Source organism: Aneurinibacillus danicus, from assembly GCF_007991215.1.
GTDB lineage: Bacteria > Bacillota > Bacilli > Aneurinibacillales > Aneurinibacillaceae > Aneurinibacillus > Aneurinibacillus danicus.
Genome location: NZ_BJXX01000010.1, coordinates 1 through 18,121 on the forward strand (window position 1 = coordinate 1; position 18,121 = coordinate 18,121).

Sequence of the window (18,121 nt, forward strand, 5' to 3'; positions counted from 1 at the left end):
TTTTTCTTCTCTGGATCTTATTTCTTCTTCTCCTCTTTCTTTTCTCCTGATTTTCACAGAAAAGGAGAGAATATCATGGGTCATCCTTTCCGTAGTATCGGCTATCTTATTTTTGCGTTTCTGCTTGTGCTCTATGGGCTTCCACGGCTGCCTTTTCTTGCGGAAAAGAATGAAGCGGTTGTGTTCAGTGCTATATGGATCGGATTTGCGCTTCTCATCATCGGAGTCCACCTCTATCAAATTATTAGAGAGAGGGAGGGACAGGACACAGTTTCTTCGCTTGTTGCACCACAACGGGAGCAGGCAAAAAAGAGAACACAGTTTGATTATGAATGAGTACAGAATAAGCCGCCGGATTAAGGTGGCTTACTTTCTGTTTGTGATTGTTATAATAAAGAAGTATAATATAGGTAATACAGTTGATACAGAACACCAGTATGGCTTTTCAGCCGCAACCCCGGCATGAAAATGCGGAGAAGAGCGGCTGACTTTTGAGGTACGAAGGAAAAGAGAGAAGAGAATGAGACAATGATTTCAATGTAGAAAAAGGCGAACGCCTTTTTCTTCCTTAGCTCTTTTTTCCTCACTCTTCTCCTCCTTTCCTCACGATTTTCACAGAAAAAGGTGAGTCTATGGCAACGAAACACGAACAGATTTTGCAGCATATCGAGGAGCTGGAAGTCGGTAGCAAAATTTCGGTGCGCCAGGTGGCGAAGGAGCTGGAGGTTAGCGAAGGAACGGCATATCGGGCGATTAAGGATGCGGAAGCACAAGGATTAGTCAGCACGATTGAGCGGGTCGGTACGGTACGAATTGAGAAGAAGAAAAAACAGAATATCGAGAAGCTCACATTTGCTGAAGTAGTGAATATTGTAGACGGTCATGTGCTCGGTGGACGTGAAGGGTTATATAAGACGCTCAATAAATTTGTTATCGGTGCAATGAAGCTTGAGGCGATGATGCGTTATGTAGAAGCAGGCAGTCTGCTGATTGTCGGGAACCGCTACCAGGCCCATAAGCTATCGCTGCAGCATGGCGCTGCAGTATTGATTACCGGAGGTTTTGATACGAGCGAAGAAGTGAAGAAGCTGGCCGATGAGCTGCAGTTGCCGATTATCTCAAGTAGCTACGATTCATTCACGGTCGCGACGCTCATTAACCGTGCAATCGATGACCGCTTAATTAAGAAAGAAATCATGATGGTCGAAGATATTCTTATTCCGTTGAAGGATTCATACTATTTGAATATCCATCATACGGTACGGGATTGGCACCGTTTTGTGGAAGCGATTGGGCATGGACGTTTTCCGGTCGTGGACGAAAATATGAAGGTAATGGGTGTAGTGACGACGAAGGACATCGTCGGTCACGAATATGACGTTCCGGTGGAGAAAGTGATGACCAGAAATCCGATTACGGTAATGGCTCGTGTATCGGTTGCATCGGCTGCCCACATGATGGTATGGGAAGGCATCGAGATGCTGCCGGTCGTGGACAACCATCGTCGCCTGCTGGGCGTAATTACGCGCCAGGATGTACTGAAAGCGCTTCAGTATATTCAGAAGCAGCCGCAGATGGGCGAGACGTATACCAACCAGATTATGAGCCGTTTCCATGAGGAAAAAGGGGAAGGCGGCATCTATTTTCGCGGTGAGGTTACACCGCAGATGACCAATCATCTGGGCAACATCTCAAGCGGGGTATTAACCACACTTGTTTCCGAATCAGGAAGCCGGGCGCTTCGCCAGTATAAGAAAGGCGATATGGTTCCCGAGAATATTACGGTGTATTTCTTAAAGCCGGTACAGATTGAGAGCACGATTGAAATCAGGCCGCGTGTGCTCGAAGTAAGCCGGAAGTTCGGAAAAGTGGAAGTGGAAGTGTACCATCAGGGGACGATGGTATCCAAGGCGATGATGACTGCGCAGGTCATCGAGCGATAAAAGCGGGAAAAGCGGAAGTGCATACTCCCGCTTTATTTTTTTTCGCTCTGTTCTTTCTTGATTTTTGTAAAGTATCTCAGATTGCGGATGCCGAGCACCAGGTTGACTCCGCCGATCAGCAGAAAGACAATACCGATGACCAGACGAATTGTATCCACATGTTCGAACGTAAGCTGGTTGAACCCAACTCCGAGCAGAAAAATGCCCATGCCGATATTCATGCGCGCCTGGTAAATCCGAGCGATTACGCCCGGCTGGCTGCGCCATGTGATGGCGTAGTAGAGTGCGAACGTCGCCGATAAAATGATGATAATGGTAAAAATGGCTGTCAATGTGGGAACTCCCTTCGCTGCGATTTTCTTTTTTATTTTCGCATCCATGAGCAAAAAGCACAATAAAAAAGCGACTGTCCTCGGTCCGTTGATCTATCGGAAGGAAATCGCTTTGTGTTATATATGCGTATTATTGATTCGCTGGTTTATCTGCTGGGATAAACCAGGAGTCCATCGATGTTTTATCTACAATAAACATCGAAATTTTCTTCTTTAATGTAGCGTTCTATATTTTACTAAATTTTGCACTCGCTTGCGAGAGACGAGAGATTATCGCTGCTCTTCGACACGAACGTAGAGATGCAGGGAAGGGGAGACAACCAGTGTAGACAGAGAAAGAGAATACGCCCGGTTCTCGATCATGTACTTCTTTTCCGCTATCATCATGATGATGCCCTCATGAAATCCTGCCACGTACTTCAGTGGTTTTCCTTTTAAGAAATATAAGTCCTGCTCAAGCTTTTTTTTAAGCTCTGTCTCTATAAATCCATCCTGGACTTGCAGATGGATCTCAATGTCCTTTATCACCTTTTTTTCTTTTTGAATCAAGTTATTCTCCCATTCTTTATATTCCGTAATTTCTTTTACATATTTTACATTTTGAGCCTCCAGCTCACGAATTCTCAGATGCAGTCTGTCCACTTCATCCCCTATGATGAGCAAGAGGACACACATGCCTATGATAAGACCCAGTACAAATAATAGAATGAATCGGATAGAGCGCCGCCAATAGGCGCTGGACGGTACTCTCATCTGATCTCACCATGAACCAGCCAGTGAATCAAGCGCGTGCCTGTATCGGCGCCAACAAACGCGCTGACGATGAAAATAATTTGTTTAATGACCGGCGACATGTTTCCGTCTGCAAAGATTCGCTCAATCTGCATAAAGGAATCGAATGTGCCGCCGAGTGCCCCGATCATCCCCCAGATTTTTAATTTAATAGCCAATTCGTACATAACATGAAATGGCGGCTGCCGGGTGAGAAGCGCCGCCATGCCGCCCAGGATGGCTCCGCCGAGTACAATACCGAACGCGACGAAGAAGTAAGCTGTCATTTTCGTTATCAAATATTCCAGCAGTATTTTGTTCATATCCACACCTTCTTCCATTCAAAACTGTTCTGTGTACATATGTATGGGAGACAGGCAGTAAATATGAATATAGGAATATATGTTCTTATATTGCGTCGGACGGTATAATAGAGAAAGAAGAATAAACGGGTAAAGTCTGAGAAGCGAACAGGAGGAAGAAGATGAATACGTCATCTTTTGTGCATTTGCACGTACATAGCGAATACAGTCTGCTTGAGAGTGCGGCGCGCATCCGTCCGTTGGTGCGGCGAGCTAAAGAACTGGGTATGGATGCTCTGGCTATTACCGACTCGTCAGCAATGTACGGTATAATCCCATTCTACAAAGCATGCCGGGAGGAAGGAGTCAAACCGATTCTTGGCGTACAGTTGCAGGTGGCGGACAGGCCTGACGGCGGTGAGTGGAGCCGGGATGAGAAGGGATATTCACTTGTGCTGCTGGCCGAGGACATGGAAGGATATCGCAATATGATGTGGCTGCTGTCACAGGCCCATCTAGAAGGCCGGCATCGTCCGCTTCTTGCCAAAGATAGGCTTAAAGGCCATACGGCAGGCATCATCGCACTGAGCGGAGCACAGAACGGAGAAATCGGTACCCTGCTGTATGAGGGACAGATAGAAAAAGCCGTGGTAGTTGCCAGAGAGTATGCGGATTTGTTTGGTGAGCGGAATTTTTTCCTGGAGATTCAGGATCATCTACAGGAAGAGCAGAAGATTATAAACCAACGGACAAATGATGTGAGCCGCATGACGGGCATTCCGCTTGTAGCGACCAACGCTGTTCGCTACTTGCGTGAGAGTGATGCACCGGTGTTTGATGTCCTGCTTGCGATTGGGGAAGGCAAGACTGTAGAAGATACGGATCGGACGGTGTATCCAACCCGGGAATATTATCTGAAGAGTCCGGAAGAAATGAGCGAGTTGTTTATCTTTCTCCCTGAAGCACTTGAGAATACGGTACACATTGCACAAAGGTGCAATGTAGAACTCCCCCTTGGCGAATCGATTCTTCCAAGATTTCCGGTTCCGGAAGGGCAAACCGCTGACGGATACTTGCGTATGATATGCGAGGAAGGCCTTGTGCTCCGCTATGGGAAGCAAGCGGATAGCGCGGTGCGTGAGCGACTCGATTATGAATTGGATGTCATCTCACGCATGGGATTTGCCGATTACTTCTTAATTGTATGGGATTTTATCCGTTACGCTCGTGAAAGGGGAATCGCCGTGGGTCCGGGCCGGGGCTCGGCTGCCGGCAGTCTGGTCGCTTACGTTCTCCAGATTACAAACATTGATCCTGTAAAATACAAGCTGCTGTTCGAGCGTTTCTTGAATCCTGAGCGCATTAGCATGCCGGATATCGATGTGGACTTTAGTTACGAACGGCGCGACGAAGTGATTGACTATGTCGTACACAAATATGGTGCTGACCGTGTAGCCCAGATTATTACATTCGGAACGATGGCGGCGCGAGCGGCAGTGCGGGACGTCGGGCGGGCACTTGCCATACCGCTTTCAACCGTAGACCGGATTGCCAGGATGATTCCGGCCGAACTCGGTATTACGTTAGAGCGCGCACTTGCGAAAAGTCGAGCGCTTCGTCAGGCTGTGGAAGAAAGTTCACAGGCGCAAGAATTAATGGAACTGGCGCGTGCCGTAGAAGGACTGCCTCGCCATGCGTCTACGCATGCGGCCGGAGTGGTCATCTCGCGTAATCCGCTTACCGAATACGTACCGCTGCAGCAAGGACATGACGGACATGCGCTCACGCAGTATGCAATGGAAGCGCTCGAGGAAGTCGGTCTGCTTAAAATGGACTTTCTCGGCCTAAAGAATCTGACTTTGCTTGAACAAACGGTTCGCCTTGTGCAAGAGCAGGAAGGTATTGCGCTTGATTTGAACACTCTTGCGCTCGATGATGAGCGTACGTATCGCCTGCTTTCTGACGCGGATACGGCGGGGATATTTCAACTGGAGTCTCCGGGGATGCGCCATGTACTTCGGGAGGTCAAGCCGTCGACATTCGAAGACATCGTCGCAGTATTGGCGCTGTTTAGGCCGGGTCCGATGGAGTTTATTCCTGATTTCGCGGCGGCCAAGCACGGCAAGAAGCAGGTGACGTACCTGCACCCGGTACTTGAGCCGATTTTAAAAGATACGTACGGATTTATTCTATATCAAGAACAGATTATGCAGATTGCTTCGGCGGTGGCGGGCTTTACGCTTGGTGAGGCAGACATTCTGCGCCGCGCCGTATCCAAGAAAAAGCGTGAGCTCTTGCAGGAGCAGCGGGAGAAATTCGTTGCCGGAGCGTTAAAGCAGGGCTATGAGGAGGCGCTGGCACACCAGTTGTACGACATGATTGTCCGGTTTGCCGATTATGGATTTAACCGCAGTCACAGCGCTGCATACGCTATGATTGCCTATCATATGGCTTACTTAAAAACGAATCATCCGGTTTCATTTTTGGCGGCGTTGTTGACGATGGCGCAGGGAAGCGCGGAAAAGGTAGCCGAATATGTCGAGGAGTGCAAGCGTCGTTCCATTCCAGTTCTCGGACCGGATATTAATCAGAGTGGGATCAATTTTGTAGTGGAAGAGGGAAAGATTCGCTTCGGGCTGGCCGCTATTAAAAATGTGGGCGTTCAGGCGATTCGCCGTATTCTGGAAGAGCGGAAGAAAAGACCGTTTACCGGCCTTCCGGACTTTTGTCTGCGGATTGATCAGCGGGTTTGCAACCGCCGTGTAATAGAAGCACTCATCAAAAGCGGAGCTATGGATAGCCTGACCGGTAATCGTGCGGCGCTTTTGGCGGTGCTTGATAAGACGCTGGAATGGGCGCAGCGCTCACGCCGTCGTGCGGAGGGAGAGCAGATCGACTTTCTTCTGGAGGGAGAATCGACCGAAGAAGAGGCGCCGGCCGTGCCGGATGATATTCCGGATTTCGGCCAGAAAGAGAAGTTGCTTCAAGAGAAAGAGTTGATTGGGCTATATTTGTCCGGACATCCGCTCGATGATTATCAGGATGTGTGCCGCAGATTTTCTTTTTTACCGCTGTCCCGTCTGCGTGAGAAGAAAGATAGGCAACCGGTACGTCTTGCAGGTATGGTGGTAGGGGTGCGCAGCATCTCGACCCGTCACGGACAGCCGATGGCTTTCGTTCAACTTGAAGATCAGACTTCGCGTGTAGAAGTCGTCGTCTTCCCGGGTGTTTATCAGCGCGTCGCAGAGCTGCTTGTGAAGGGAAAGCTGGTTGCGGTCGAAGGCAAAGCCAATTATCAGGATGACGAGATAAAGTGTATTGCTGACCGTATCAAAGAGCTGGAGGAGATACGGCAGACATCTGTACAGCAGGAAAAACCCCCAACGGTGTTCATCAAAATCGAACCGGCGATAGAAGAGGACATATCACGCCTGCAAAATTTGCAGCAGGTTCTTCGTGAAGAGGCCGGAGAGAGTCCTGTAATTCTTTACTACGCCGCAAAGCGTCAGTCCGTCCAACTGGCCCAAGAATATAACATATGTGCAACAAATGAAATAGTTAGGAAAATTGAGAAAATTATTGGAGATGGCCTGGTTATCATCAAAAAACAATAATTTTATAGGGAAAAACGACCAAAAGCGGCTTCAATCAGGTTTACAGATTGGCCGCTTTTGATATAATGAGAGAATAATAAAGGAAGTGGTCAGACCACTTAAAAATTCGGGGTTGAAGAGAGAAGGAGTTGTTAGAAAGGTGCCAAACATGCGTGAAAAAGCATTAAAGCTGCACAGAGAAAACCGGGGAAAGATTCAGGTAGAATCCAAAGTCGCTTTAAACAATGCGGACGATTTAAGCCTTGCATATTCTCCCGGGGTAGCGGAGCCATGTAAAGATATTTTTGACAACCGTCAGAAGGTATACGACTATACAGCGAAGGGCAACATGGTTGCCGTTGTTTCTGACGGCTCAGCTGTATTAGGGTTAGGCAACATCGGGCCTGAAGGGGCGCTTCCGGTTATGGAAGGAAAAGCGGTTCTCTTTAAATCGTTTGCAGGCGTAGACGCGTTTCCTATCTGCCTGAACACGCAGGACCCAGAAGAAATTATTAAGACGGTTAAATATCTGGAGCCGACGTTTGGCGGCATTAATCTAGAGGATATTGCGGCCCCGAATTGCTTTGAGATTGAAGAACGATTAAAGAAAGAACTATCCATTCCGGTGTTTCACGATGATCAACACGGCACTGCTATTGTCACGGCAGCCGGTCTTTTGAACGCGTTGAAAATTGTCGGTAAGAAGATGGAAGACATCTCTGTAGTAGCAAACGGTGCGGGTGCAGCGGGTATCGCCATTATTAAGTTGCTGCTTTTCATGGGCGTAAAAGAAGTGATTATGTGCGATTCGAAAGGGGCTATCTATGAAGGCCGTCCGTTCGGGATGAATCCGATTAAAGAGGAAATCGCGCGCATAACCAACCAGCGTAAAGCGGAAGGCACACTCGGGGACGTGCTGAAAGGCGCGGACGTCTTCATCGGTGTATCGGTCGCAGGCTCCCTGACGCCGGAGATGGTGCAGTCGATGAACGACAATCCGATCATTTTCGCTATGGCTAACCCGATTCCGGAAATTATGCCGGAAGCCGCCAAAGAAGCGGGCGCGGCAGTTATTGGTACCGGGCGCTCCGATTTTCCGAATCAAGTCAATAACGTGCTGGCATTCCCGGGAATTTTCCGTGGCGCACTCGAAGTAATGGCCACCGATATTAATGAAGCGATGAAGCTTGCGGCGGTAAAGGCGATTGCGGAGCTTATCACCGATGATGAACTGACGCCGGATTACATCATTCCTTCGCCGTTCGACTCAAGAGTAGCTCCGCATGTGGCCGCATCGGTTGCGAAAGCCGCAATGGAGACGGGCGTAGCGCGCCGGGAAATCGACCCGGAACAAATCAAAGTAGCGATGCTGGCAGCTGTACAAGTATAAGATTGTCATGAAATGAGGAATACGAGGAATTGAGGAGAAGAGAACGAGAGGGTGATTTCAATGTGGAAAAAGGCGAAGGCCTTTTTCTTCCCTGGATCTCATTTCCTCTTTCTCTCCTTGTTTCTTCGTGATTTTCACAGAAAAAGGAGGAGTGATTCCTCCTTTTTTTGGCGAGAACAAATAAAAAAGAGCAAGCAAGGTGAGGGCCGTGTCAAATTTGCCTGAACAGCGCAAAGTTTATCAGGAGATACTGCTGGAGATTAACCGAATCATCAAGGAAGACGGATTAAAGCCGGGGGATAAGCTGCCTTCCGAACGCGAGTTGTCCGAGAGGTTGCAGGTGGGTCGCTCTTCCGTACGGGAGGCGCTGCGGGCGCTGGAGCTGCTCGGATTGATTACAACGCGCCGCGGTGAGGGGACGTTTATTCAGCATTATCGACACAATCAGCTCATTAATCTACTCGGAGCGTACATTTTAAAAGATTACAAAACAAGAAATGATCTGGTAGAGATGAGGAAAATCCTGGAGATTGATGCCGTACGCCTGGCATGCAAGCGGGCAGGTGAGAAACATTTCGCCGAGATGGAGCGCATCATTCAACAGGGAGAAGAGCGGATTCGGGAAGGAAAAGTGCCGACGGAAGAAGATTATTTGTTCCATCGGGCCATTTGTAGGTCCAGCCGCAATTCGGTGCTGCACCGGATGTGGGTTCCGCTCATTGAATACAGTAAAACCGTCCGAGAGAGCTCTCTTTCCAGAGAAGGGAGAGCGGAAGAAGGATTCAAGGAACACCGGGCGATTCTTGAGGCGATTCGGCGGGGCGATGAAGATGAGGCTGTACACCGCATGAGCATTCATCTGGAAAATAGCATCTTATAACCTTTCTCCGCATGGGAGTGATAAGTAAGGCAAATTCTGCAAAAAAGGTTTAGAATGGTGATAGGCAACATATATTTGGTAAGGAGGATGAGCCGGAATGTGGACGGTCATCTACATTGCCCATAGCGCAAAGATTGCGGAACGAATTCAGGATAAGCTTACAGCCGAAGGATTCCTCGTGAAAATTCGCCAGTCCGGTGTATCCAGGCAGTATGAAATTCTTGTTCCTGCCGGAGAAGTACGGGAAGTGCAGGAAGTATTGAGCGCAATTCTTCATTGATGCCTGAAGAGAGGTGTATCGTGTTGTTAAAAGACATTTTTTATAAAAAACGTCGCTACGCGACGGTACAGACGGGACAAGTCCAAGAAGACAAACCAATGGCAAAAGAAGTGCCGGAAGGGTTGATGACGAAGTGTCCCAAATGTGGAACGATTGCCTATGCGAAAGAACTTGAGAAAAACTTGAAAGTATGCCAGGGATGCGGCCACCATTTTCTTATGACCGCGTTCGAGCGGATTGCCATGCTGGTGGATGAAGGCCATTTCTTTGAATACGACAGCGGGCTTCTGTCTGCAGATCCGCTCAATTTTCCTGATTATATGCCGAAACTGGAGAAGGATATGGAGAAATCCGGACTATCCGAAGCGGTGGTTACGGGTGAAGGAACCATTAAAGGATATCCGGCCGTCATCGCCGTGATGGACTCGCGTTTCCGGATGGGAAGCATGGGGTCGGTCGTCGGGGAGAAGATTGCCCGCGCTATCGAACAGGCCATTGAAAAGCAGTATCCGTTTATCCTGTTTTCAGCGTCTGGAGGCGCACGCATGCAGGAAGGCGTACTCAGTTTAATGCAGATGGCGAAAACAAGTGCGGCGCTGGCCAAACTGAGCGCCGCCGGCGGACTTTATATCTCCGTGATGACCAACCCGACAACCGGTGGCGTATCGGCGAGCTTTGCTTCGCTCGGCGACTATAATTTTGCCGAGCCGGGAGCGCTTATCGGTTTTGCGGGAAGGCGCATTATCGAACAGACCATTCGCCAGGAGCTGCCGGAGGATTTTCAGACAGCCGAATTCCTGTTGAAAAAAGGGCAGCTTGATAAAGTTATACCCCGTAAAGAATTGCGCGACACGCTCGCGAAAATTCTTGACATGCATACAGTAAGGAGGGCAAACTAATGGCCGGAGAATTACCATTTGAGAAGCCGCTCCTGGAACTGAATGCGAAAATCGAGGAGCTGCGCAAATTTACGGAAGAAAAAGATATAGATTTTACCGATGAGATTGTAAAATTGGAAGCGAGGGCAAAATCACTGGCCCAGGAGATATACGGAAACTTGACTCCGTGGCAGCGGGTGCAACTGGCGCGGCATCCGGAACGTCCGACAACGCTCGATTTGATAAACGAGCTGTTTACCGATTTTATCGAATTGCACGGAGACCGCCTGTACGGAGACGACGCGGCGATTGTTGCCGGTATCGCCAAATTCAATGGTCGTCCTGTCACCGTAATGGGACATCAGAAAGGCCGCGATACAAAAGAAAATATTGCACGCAACTTCGGCATGCCCCACCCGGAAGGCTACCGTAAAGCGCTGCGCCTTATGCAGCAGGCGGACAAGTTCAATCGGCCGATCATTTGTTTTATCAACACGCCGGGTGCGTATCCGGGCAAAGCGGCGGAAGAGCGCGGACAAAGCGAGGCAATCGCCCGCAATCTGCGTGAGATGGCATCATTTGGAGTGCCGATTATTTGTATCGTGACTGGTGAGGGCGGCAGTGGCGGTGCGCTGGCACTTGGTGTCGGAAATCGGCTGTTGATGCTGGAGAACGCCTTCTATTCCGTTATTTCTCCGGAAGGGGCGGCGGCGCTCCTGTGGAAAGATGCAAGCCAGGCGCAGCGTGCGGCGGAGACGATGAAAATTACAGCCCGTGATTTATACGAATTGGGCGTTGTGGATGAAATCATACCTGAGCCTATGGGGGGTGCTCATCGTCATCTCGCGCAAACAGCGGCTTCTTTGCGTGACGCGATCAAAGGCCATCTCGCAGAACTCACGGACATGAGCCGGGAAGAACTGGTGGCCGACCGCTATGAAAAATACAAATCGATAGGACGGTATGCAGCTCTCACAGAATCTATCTAGGAGGTCAGCAAACGATGCGAAAAACGAAGATTGTATGTACTATTGGTCCTGCAAGCGAGTCGATTGAAACGCTGAAAGCGTTAATGGAGGCGGGAATGAACGTAGCCCGCTTGAATTTTTCCCACGGCTCACACGAAGAGCACGGCGCCCGGATTGCGGCGATTCGTCAGGCGGCATCGGAACTTAACAAAAACGTGGCGATTCTGCTCGATACGAAGGGACCAGAAATTCGCACAGGCGTGCTGGAGCAGGCATCCGTGGAACTTGTAGAAGGTGAGACGATTGTGCTGACCACGGAAGAAATCAAGGGAAATGCAAAACGTGTCTCAATCACGTATGAAGGACTTCCAAATGATGTCTATCCAGGCTGCACCATTCTTATCGATGACGGTCTCATCGGATTGACTGTCGAAAAGGTAGAGGGAACAGAAATATATTGCCGCATCCGTAATGGAGGCATATTGAAGGATAGAAAAGGGGTTAATGTACCGGGCGTACAAATCGGGCTTCCCGGCATTACGGAGAAAGATGCGAGAGACATTGAATTCGGTATTGCGCAGGATATCGATTTTATCGCAGCTTCGTTCGTCCGAAAGCCGGAGGACGTGCTGGAAATCCGTGAGATTTTAGAGCGCCACGGTGCGGATATTCAGATTATCTCCAAGATTGAAAACCATGAGGGAGTCAAGAATGCGGCGGATATATTGGCCGTCTCTGACGGACTGATGGTGGCGCGTGGTGATCTCGGTGTGGAAATTCCGGCTGAAGAAGTGCCGTTGGTGCAGAAAGAGCTGATTCGCCGCTGCAACGAGGCCGGTAAGCCGGTTATTACTGCGACGCAGATGCTTGATTCGATGCAGCGCAATCCGCGCCCGACCCGTGCTGAAGCGAGCGATGTGGCAAATGCAATCTTTGACGGCTCGGATGCGATTATGTTGTCCGGCGAGACGGCAGCCGGGAAATACCCTGTGGAAGCCGTAAGAACGATGAATCGAATTGCTGAACGGACAGAGAGTGCGCTTGCATATCGTGAAATTCTGCATACGAATTCCGTCGTTAAACAGACGGCCATCCCGGATGCGCTCAGCCAGGCTGTGGCGAATGTGGCCTTTGATTTGGATGCACGTGCCATTATTACCGCTACGGAAAGCGGTCATACGGCGCGCATGGTATCGAAATTCCGCCCGAAAGCGCCGATTATCGCTGTTACGCCGCATCCGCGCGTTTGCCGCAAGCTGGCGCTTGTATGGGGCGTAATCTCGCTGCACAGTGAAGCGACGGAGAGCACGGATGAAATGCTCGACATTTCCGTCCGCACCGCCGTCCTCTCCGGTGTTGTGAAACGCGGAGACCTGGTGATTATTACAGCCGGTGTACCGGTGCGCGAACCGGGAACCACCAACCTGCTGAAAGTGCATATTGTAGGTGACGTCGTGGCGCGCGGGCAGGGCATCGGCCATAATACTGCCACCGGCAGGGTATTGAAAGTGAAGGACGGAAATGAGATTCCACCTGAGGACGGCTCAAATTATATCGTAGTTGCCAGGGCGACGGACCGTGATATGATGTCGCTGATTGAGAAAGCAAGCGCATTGGTGGTCGAAGAGGGTGGCCTGACGTCCCATGCCGCGGTAGTGGGGCTAAATCTTGGCATTCCTGTTGTGGTGGGCGTAGCGAACGCAACTCGGGTATTCGCCGATGGAGATGAAGTAACGGTCGACCCGTCGAGCGGACGCATTTATGCCGGATTTGCCCGAATTCTATAAATAACGGAGAAACGGTGGATAGATATGAACGACACAGAGAAGTGGTTTGAGACAACTGTGCGGGTTCGTTACCAGGAGACGGACCAGATGCAGGTTGCGTATCATGCTAATTATTTGGTGTGGTTCGAGGTAGGAAGAACGGAGATGATCCGCCAGATGGGATTCTCTTATCGGCGGTTTGAAGATTTGGGGTTCATGCTTCCCGTAACGGAAGCGAACGTAAAGTACAAGCGGGCTGCCCGTTATGACGATGAACTTACAGTGCGGACAAAAGTTATCCGTTGCGAGGGCGTGCGTCTACTGCTCGGATATGAAGTGCTTCGGCTTCCCGAAGGTGAGTTGCTGGCGTCGGGTGAGACGCATCATGTGTGGACATCCACCGACCTAAAGCCAGTTCGTCTGGAAAAACGGATGCCGGAACTCTATACGTTAATGAAACAATACGAATGGTAGATGGAAGGGGGAAGAAGGTATGCTGCGCGTGCTAATTGTGCTACTCCTGCTTATACCGATACTGGAAATCTGGCTGCTGATGGCTACGGGAAAGGCAATCGGCTGGGTCCCTACGCTATTGTTATGCATTCTGACCGGAGTAACGGGAGCCTGGCTTGCCAGACGGCAGGGACTACAGTTTTTCCGGCTGGCGCAGCTGCAGCTAAGCCGCGGGGAGATGCCCGGAGAAGTTATTCTGGACGGGATTTTCGTATTCATAGGCGGTCTTCTTCTCCTGACACCCGGATTTTTCACGGATTTTCTTGGTTTTTCCCTGCTCATTCCGTATACACGCGGGATTGCCAGGCTATGTACCAAGCGATGGTTGGACAAGAAAATTCGTAATGGTCAATTCAATGTATTTACGTTCAACAGGTTTAACCGATTCTAACCAAAAAAGCTTACGGCCTGGGCTGTAAGCTTTTTTGATTTCATCTTAATTATTGCTTCATTTTTTCTGTTTTTTATGGCTTTTATATAGGCGGGGTTCCCTTAATAAATGTCCAAACATCCCGGAAGATTCCCGCGTTTCTTAGAGCATTCATTACTACGAGCAGCACAGGTCCGAGAATGAGACCGAGGAATCCGAATAACTTGAGTCCCACGAACAGCGCGATCAACGTAAGAAGCGGGTCAAGACCTACATTCGTAGCGACAATTTTCGGTTCTGTGATCTGCCGCTGGACAATCACGATAGCATACAGAATAGAAAGCCCGATAACCAGACGAAAATCCCCCTCGAAACCTGCATACGCAATCCAGGGAACGAACACGGCGCCTGTTCCTAAATATGGCATCAGATCGACCAGCCCGGTTAAAAGCCCGATCGAAACTGCATAGGGTACGCCTAGAATCAAGAGCCCGATAATTACAATGGCTGCCGTAATTGAAATGAGCGTAACTTGAGCCTTAATGAAGCCGAGGAGCGCTTTACGCAAATCATCCGCGACACCAGATGCTTTACTTACATATTCGGCCGGAATGGCGCTTTTCGTTCTGGCTATGATTTTATGGTAGTCCTTGCTGATGAAAAAAGCCGATAATACCGAAATAACCAGCACTGTGGCAGTGTTCGGGATGGAACTTAGCAGATGGCTGATACCTCCAAGGAAAGTTTTGGTTATATTCGTTCCGGTCTGGGCGATTCTTGTCATCGTCTTTCCGACATTTTCCTGAATTTTCTCCTGATAGCTGGCATCAAGGTTGCTGTATAGATTCATGAAGCGTTCATAAAGACTGGACTGCAGGCTGCGTGATATAAAATTTTTCGTATAGTTGGAAAGTTGATCGATATAGATGGGTAGCATTTCCAACAACTTGCCGATCTCGATAATGATCTGTGCCACCAGTACGGTTGCGATACCGACAAGGAGTGAAATCACGACGGTTAGCACGACCGAAACCGCCAGCCACCGCGGCCATCGCGCCCGGTGCTCGAGTAAATCCACAGGACGTTTAATCAGGTACGCGATGATGAAACCGATGATGAATGGGTATAGTAAAGGGGTAAGAAACAATATAAGTTTATAAGCGATGTAAATAATCCCTACAACAAGCAGGAATCGCAGTACCTGAAACAGCCGATGGTAAAGTAAGGATGTGTCCATTTCAATCTCCTTTGCTAATGCGACATTGGATTGACACTTTCGTAATTTTTAATTTTAGGTTATGATAATTGTGGACAAAAAAGCAAGATTTTGTGTACGTTGTGGAATATTTCACATTTTTTTAAAGAAACATTCACAAATCAGATGAAATATTCTATAATTGTTCTGAAACTGAAGAAGTGTCCTCTCTCTTTTTTTATGCCCTCTGTGGCATCCCTGAAAGATGGAGGAGCGCTTCGAGTGGACGTCCGACAGATAAATTTAGGGATAAAGGAGAGATAGTACTATGTCAGCAAAAGGATTAGAAGGAATTGTAGCAGCTCAGTCTTCTATTAGTTCCATCATCGACGGGGTGCTTACATACGCTGGTATCAATATTGATGAACTTGCGGAAAACGCTTCATTCGAAGAAGTCGTGTATTTATTGTGGCATGGACGCCTGCCGAAAGCCGACGAGCTCGCTCAATTGAAGAAAGACTTAGCTGAAAACGCTACAATTCCAGAAGATGTGATTGCGCTTTTGAAGGCAAGCCCGGAAGGTAACCATCCGATGGCTGTTCTCCGTACGGCGATCTCCGCTCTGGCTCTGTATGATCCGGAAGCGCAAGACATGTCCAGGGAAGCGAATTTGCGTAAAGCGATCCGCCTGCAGGCAAAAGTAGGGACCGTGGTTGCGGCGTATCATCGCATCCGCGAAGGTAAAGAAGTGGTGGCTCCGTGTCCGGACTTTGGACTCGCGCAAAACTTTCTTTACATGCTGAATGGCGAAGAGCCGAAACAAATCGCTATCGACGCACTCGATACGGCGCTTGTCCTGCATGCTGACCACGAATTGAACGCTTCTACGTTTGCAGCTCGTGTTACGGTAGCTACTCTGTCTGATATTTATTCCGGTATTACCTCTGCCATCGGCGCACTGAAAGGGCCGCTGCACGGCGGAGCGAATGAAGCCGTTATGGCCATGCTTGAAGAGATTAAAGATCCGGCGAATGTAGAAGAATATATTAATGAAAAGCTGGCACAAAAGGTGAAAATCATGGGCTTTGGTCATCGCGTATACAAAGACGGTGACCCGCGTGCGAAACACCTGCGCAAAATGTCCGAAAAACTGACAAGCATTACCGGTCAGCCGCAGTGGTATGAAATGTCTGTAAAAATCGACGACATGGTAACGTCGAAAAAAGGATTGAAGCCGAATGTAGACTTCTATTCCGCATCCGTCTACCACAGCTTAGGGATCCCGCGCGATTTGTTTACGCCGATTTTCGCCATCAGCCGCATGTCCGGATGGACGGCACACATTCTTGAACAATACGAAAACAACCGCCTCATTCGTCCGCGTGCCGAATATGTAGGACCTGTTAATGCTCACTACGTTCCGCTTGAGGAGCGCTAAAACATACGCGAAATGAAGTTTAGGCAAGGGGTTACATAGTGCCCCTTTCCTGCTTTCATTTTATATTAGGCAGTCAGGAGAGAGTCCCGACCTGCTGTAATACATATTTTGGGAGGGGTATTAGGTGTCTATTTTCGAAAAGTATGAAATGCCTACACATGGAGAGAAGATTACGGTTGACAGCACAGGTACGCTGAATGTTCCAAATAATCCAATTGTTCCTTTCATTGAAGGGGACGGCACCGGCCCGGATATCTGGAATGCGGCGGTTCGTGTCCTTGATGCGGCTGTAGAAAAAGCGTACAACGGAGAAAAGAAAATTGCCTGGTACGAAGTATATGCTGGCGAGAAGGCTTTTAATAAGTACGGTGAATGGCTGCCGAAAGATACGCTTACAGCTATCAACGAATACCTGGTTGCAATCAAAGGCCCCTTGACTACGCCGGTTGGCGGCGGTATCCGCTCCATCAACGTAGCGTTGCGCCAGGAGCTCGACTTATATGCATGCGTAAGACCGGTACAGTATTTCGAAGGCGTACCTTCTCCTGTAAAACACCCTGAACTGACAAATATGGTTATTTTCCGCGAGAATACGGAAGATATCTATGCCGGCATCGAGTGGCAAGAAGGCAGCGATGAAGTGAAGAAAGTCATCGCGTTTTTAAAAGATGAAATGGGCGTAAACAAAATCCGTTTCCCGGAAACATCCGGCATCGGCATCAAACCTGTTTCTAAAGAAGGAACAAGCCGTCTTGTGCGTGCCGCTATTCAATATGCAATCGACAATAAACGTAAGAGTGTAACGCTGGTACATAAGGGCAACATCATGAAGTTTACGGAAGGTGCCTTTAAAAACTGGGGTTACGAAGTGGCTGAAAAAGAATTCGGCGACAAAGTATTCACCTGGGCGCAGTATGATCGTATTGCAGAAGAGCAAGGCAAAGATGCTGCAAACAAAGCACAGGCTGAAGCGGAAGAAGCGGGCAAAATTATCGTGAAGGATTCTATCGCGGATGCATTCCTGCAGCAAATTCTGACTCGTCCTGCCGAATATGATGTTGTGGCTACGCTGAATCTGAATGGGGACTATGTCTCCGATGCACTGGCTGCACAAGTTGGCGGTATCGGTATTGCACCGGGCGCCAACATCAACTACGTAACAGGTCGTGCTATCTTCGAAGCTACACATGGAACTGCTCCGAAGTACGCGGGACTTGATAAAGTGAATCCCTCTTCCGTTATCCTGTCAGGAGAAATGCTGCTCCGTCACCTGGGATGGACAGAAGCGGCTGACTTAATCCTGAGCGCCATCGAGAAAACGATTGCTTCTAAGCAGGTAACGTACGATTTCGCACGTCTCATGGAAGGTGCAACTGAGCTGAAATGCTCTGAATTTGGTGATGCGCTGATTAAGAACATGTGATTGAATATGCGTTTTTTACGGGGCAACGCCTGCAAGACATGCATGTCATGCGGACGTTTCCCCTTCCTTATGTGTGTAA

17 protein-coding genes are annotated in these 18,121 nt (G+C 49.0%); 13 read left to right on the forward strand and 4 right to left on the reverse strand.

All coding sequences use genetic code 11. The features are described from left to right. Positions 1–75 precede the first annotated feature (75 nt). Both ADA01nite_RS00390 and ADA01nite_RS00395 read left to right on the forward strand, forming a co-directional pair. Complete coding sequence (locus ADA01nite_RS00390) at positions 76–336, forward strand: hypothetical protein (protein WP_146807914.1); 261 nt, start codon at positions 76–78, stop codon at positions 334–336. Positions 337–632: 296 nt separating this feature from the next. Continuing rightward, a complete protein-coding gene (locus ADA01nite_RS00395; RefSeq protein ID WP_146807915.1) occupies positions 633–1,943 on the forward strand; it encodes a DRTGG domain-containing protein in 1,311 nt (436 codons plus the stop codon). 32 nt (positions 1,944–1,975) lie between these two features. Here the strand turns inward: ADA01nite_RS00395 and ADA01nite_RS00400 are convergent, their stop codons facing one another. The 3 genes from ADA01nite_RS00400 to ADA01nite_RS00410 all read right to left on the reverse strand — a co-directional run bounded on the left by ADA01nite_RS00400 (position 1,976) and on the right by ADA01nite_RS00410 (position 3,369). Then, positions 1,976–2,275, reverse strand: a complete 300-nt coding sequence (locus tag ADA01nite_RS00400; protein ID WP_246147174.1) for a YtpI family protein — start codon at positions 2,273–2,275, stop codon at positions 1,976–1,978. Positions 2,276–2,545: 270 nt separating this feature from the next. After that, positions 2,546–3,028: a sporulation membrane protein YtrI gene (locus ADA01nite_RS00405; RefSeq protein ID WP_146807917.1), complete on the reverse strand. Its 483-nt coding sequence runs from the start codon at positions 3,026–3,028 to the stop codon at positions 2,546–2,548. After that, the gene (locus ADA01nite_RS00410; RefSeq protein ID WP_146807918.1) at positions 3,025–3,369 is read right to left on the reverse strand and encodes a YtrH family sporulation protein; all 345 of its coding nucleotides are present in this window, start codon (positions 3,367–3,369) and stop codon (positions 3,025–3,027) included. The genes ADA01nite_RS00405 and ADA01nite_RS00410 overlap by 4 nt, the downstream gene beginning before the upstream one ends. A 161-nt stretch (positions 3,370–3,530) precedes the next feature. Here ADA01nite_RS00410 and ADA01nite_RS00415 point away from each other — a divergent pair, with 161 nt between their 5' ends. The 9 genes from ADA01nite_RS00415 (at position 3,531) to ADA01nite_RS00455 (ending at position 14,007) form a co-directional block, all read left to right on the forward strand. Next, positions 3,531–6,962 (forward strand): DNA polymerase III subunit alpha, encoded by a 3,432-nt coding sequence (locus ADA01nite_RS00415; RefSeq protein WP_146807919.1) that lies wholly within the window; start codon positions 3,531–3,533, stop codon positions 6,960–6,962. A gap of 139 nt (positions 6,963–7,101) precedes the next feature. After that, positions 7,102–8,331, forward strand: a complete 1,230-nt coding sequence (gene ystJ, locus ADA01nite_RS00420) for an NADP-dependent malic enzyme (RefSeq protein ID WP_146807920.1) — start codon at positions 7,102–7,104, stop codon at positions 8,329–8,331. A gap of 208 nt (positions 8,332–8,539) precedes the next feature. Continuing rightward, on the forward strand, positions 8,540–9,211 hold the full coding sequence (locus tag ADA01nite_RS00425) for a FadR/GntR family transcriptional regulator (RefSeq protein WP_146807921.1): 672 nt from the start codon (positions 8,540–8,542) through the stop codon (positions 9,209–9,211). 97 nt (positions 9,212–9,308) lie between these two features. Then, the gene (locus tag ADA01nite_RS00430) at positions 9,309–9,491 is read left to right on the forward strand and encodes a glutamate decarboxylase (protein WP_146807922.1); all 183 of its coding nucleotides are present in this window, start codon (positions 9,309–9,311) and stop codon (positions 9,489–9,491) included. 23 nt (positions 9,492–9,514) lie between these two features. After that, on the forward strand, positions 9,515–10,390 hold the full coding sequence (accD, locus tag ADA01nite_RS00435; protein ID WP_146807947.1) for an acetyl-CoA carboxylase, carboxyltransferase subunit beta: 876 nt from the start codon (positions 9,515–9,517) through the stop codon (positions 10,388–10,390). Continuing rightward, a complete protein-coding gene (gene accA, locus ADA01nite_RS00440) occupies positions 10,390–11,358 on the forward strand; it encodes an acetyl-CoA carboxylase carboxyl transferase subunit alpha (RefSeq protein WP_146807923.1) in 969 nt (322 codons plus the stop codon). The genes accD and accA overlap by 1 nt, the downstream gene beginning before the upstream one ends. 14 nt (positions 11,359–11,372) lie before the next feature. Continuing rightward, positions 11,373–13,124 carry a pyruvate kinase gene (gene pyk, locus ADA01nite_RS00445; protein WP_146807924.1) on the forward strand — a complete coding sequence of 584 codons (1,752 nt, stop codon included), beginning with the start codon at positions 11,373–11,375 and terminating at the stop codon, positions 13,122–13,124. Between the two features lie 24 nt (positions 13,125–13,148). Continuing rightward, positions 13,149–13,577, forward strand: coding sequence for an acyl-CoA thioesterase (locus ADA01nite_RS00450; protein WP_146807925.1), 429 nt, complete (start codon positions 13,149–13,151; stop codon positions 13,575–13,577). Between the two features lie 19 nt (positions 13,578–13,596). Then, on the forward strand, positions 13,597–14,007 hold the full coding sequence (locus ADA01nite_RS00455) for an FxsA family protein (RefSeq protein ID WP_146807926.1): 411 nt from the start codon (positions 13,597–13,599) through the stop codon (positions 14,005–14,007). Positions 14,008–14,089: 82 nt separating this feature from the next. On the opposite strand, the gene ytvI is transcribed toward ADA01nite_RS00455, so the two are convergent. Next, on the reverse strand, positions 14,090–15,223 hold the full coding sequence (gene ytvI / locus ADA01nite_RS00460) for a sporulation integral membrane protein YtvI (RefSeq protein WP_146807927.1): 1,134 nt from the start codon (positions 15,221–15,223) through the stop codon (positions 14,090–14,092). A 286-nt stretch (positions 15,224–15,509) separates the two neighbouring features. Between ytvI and citZ the strand changes: the two genes are divergently transcribed. Next, positions 15,510–16,619, forward strand: a complete 1,110-nt coding sequence (gene citZ / locus ADA01nite_RS00465) for a citrate synthase (RefSeq protein ID WP_146807928.1) — start codon at positions 15,510–15,512, stop codon at positions 16,617–16,619. Between the two features lie 148 nt (positions 16,620–16,767). Then, positions 16,768–18,042 (forward strand): NADP-dependent isocitrate dehydrogenase, encoded by a 1,275-nt coding sequence (icd, locus tag ADA01nite_RS00470; RefSeq protein ID WP_146807948.1) that lies wholly within the window; start codon positions 16,768–16,770, stop codon positions 18,040–18,042. Positions 18,043–18,121: the final 79 nt, after the last annotated feature.

Coding starts and splice junctions, on each gene's coding strand:
- ADA01nite_RS00390 (WP_146807914.1), top strand. CDS start 76: ATGGGTCATCCTTTCCGTAGTATCGGCTATCTTATTTTTGCGTTTCTG.
- ADA01nite_RS00395 (WP_146807915.1), top strand. CDS start 633: ATGGCAACGAAACACGAACAGATTTTGCAGCATATCGAGGAGCTGGAA.
- ADA01nite_RS00405 (WP_146807917.1), bottom strand. CDS start 3,028: ATGAGAGTACCGTCCAGCGCCTATTGGCGGCGCTCTATCCGATTCATT.
- ADA01nite_RS00410 (WP_146807918.1), bottom strand. CDS start 3,369: ATGAACAAAATACTGCTGGAATATTTGATAACGAAAATGACAGCTTAC.
- ADA01nite_RS00415 (WP_146807919.1), top strand. CDS start 3,531: ATGAATACGTCATCTTTTGTGCATTTGCACGTACATAGCGAATACAGT.
- ADA01nite_RS00430 (WP_146807922.1), top strand. CDS start 9,309: ATGTGGACGGTCATCTACATTGCCCATAGCGCAAAGATTGCGGAACGA.
- accA (WP_146807923.1), top strand. CDS start 10,390: ATGGCCGGAGAATTACCATTTGAGAAGCCGCTCCTGGAACTGAATGCG.
- pyk (WP_146807924.1), top strand. CDS start 11,373: ATGCGAAAAACGAAGATTGTATGTACTATTGGTCCTGCAAGCGAGTCG.
- ADA01nite_RS00450 (WP_146807925.1), top strand. CDS start 13,149: ATGAACGACACAGAGAAGTGGTTTGAGACAACTGTGCGGGTTCGTTAC.
- ADA01nite_RS00455 (WP_146807926.1), top strand. CDS start 13,597: ATGCTGCGCGTGCTAATTGTGCTACTCCTGCTTATACCGATACTGGAA.
- ytvI (WP_146807927.1), bottom strand. CDS start 15,223: ATGGACACATCCTTACTTTACCATCGGCTGTTTCAGGTACTGCGATTC.
- citZ (WP_146807928.1), top strand. CDS start 15,510: ATGTCAGCAAAAGGATTAGAAGGAATTGTAGCAGCTCAGTCTTCTATT.
- icd (WP_146807948.1), top strand. CDS start 16,768: ATGCCTACACATGGAGAGAAGATTACGGTTGACAGCACAGGTACGCTG.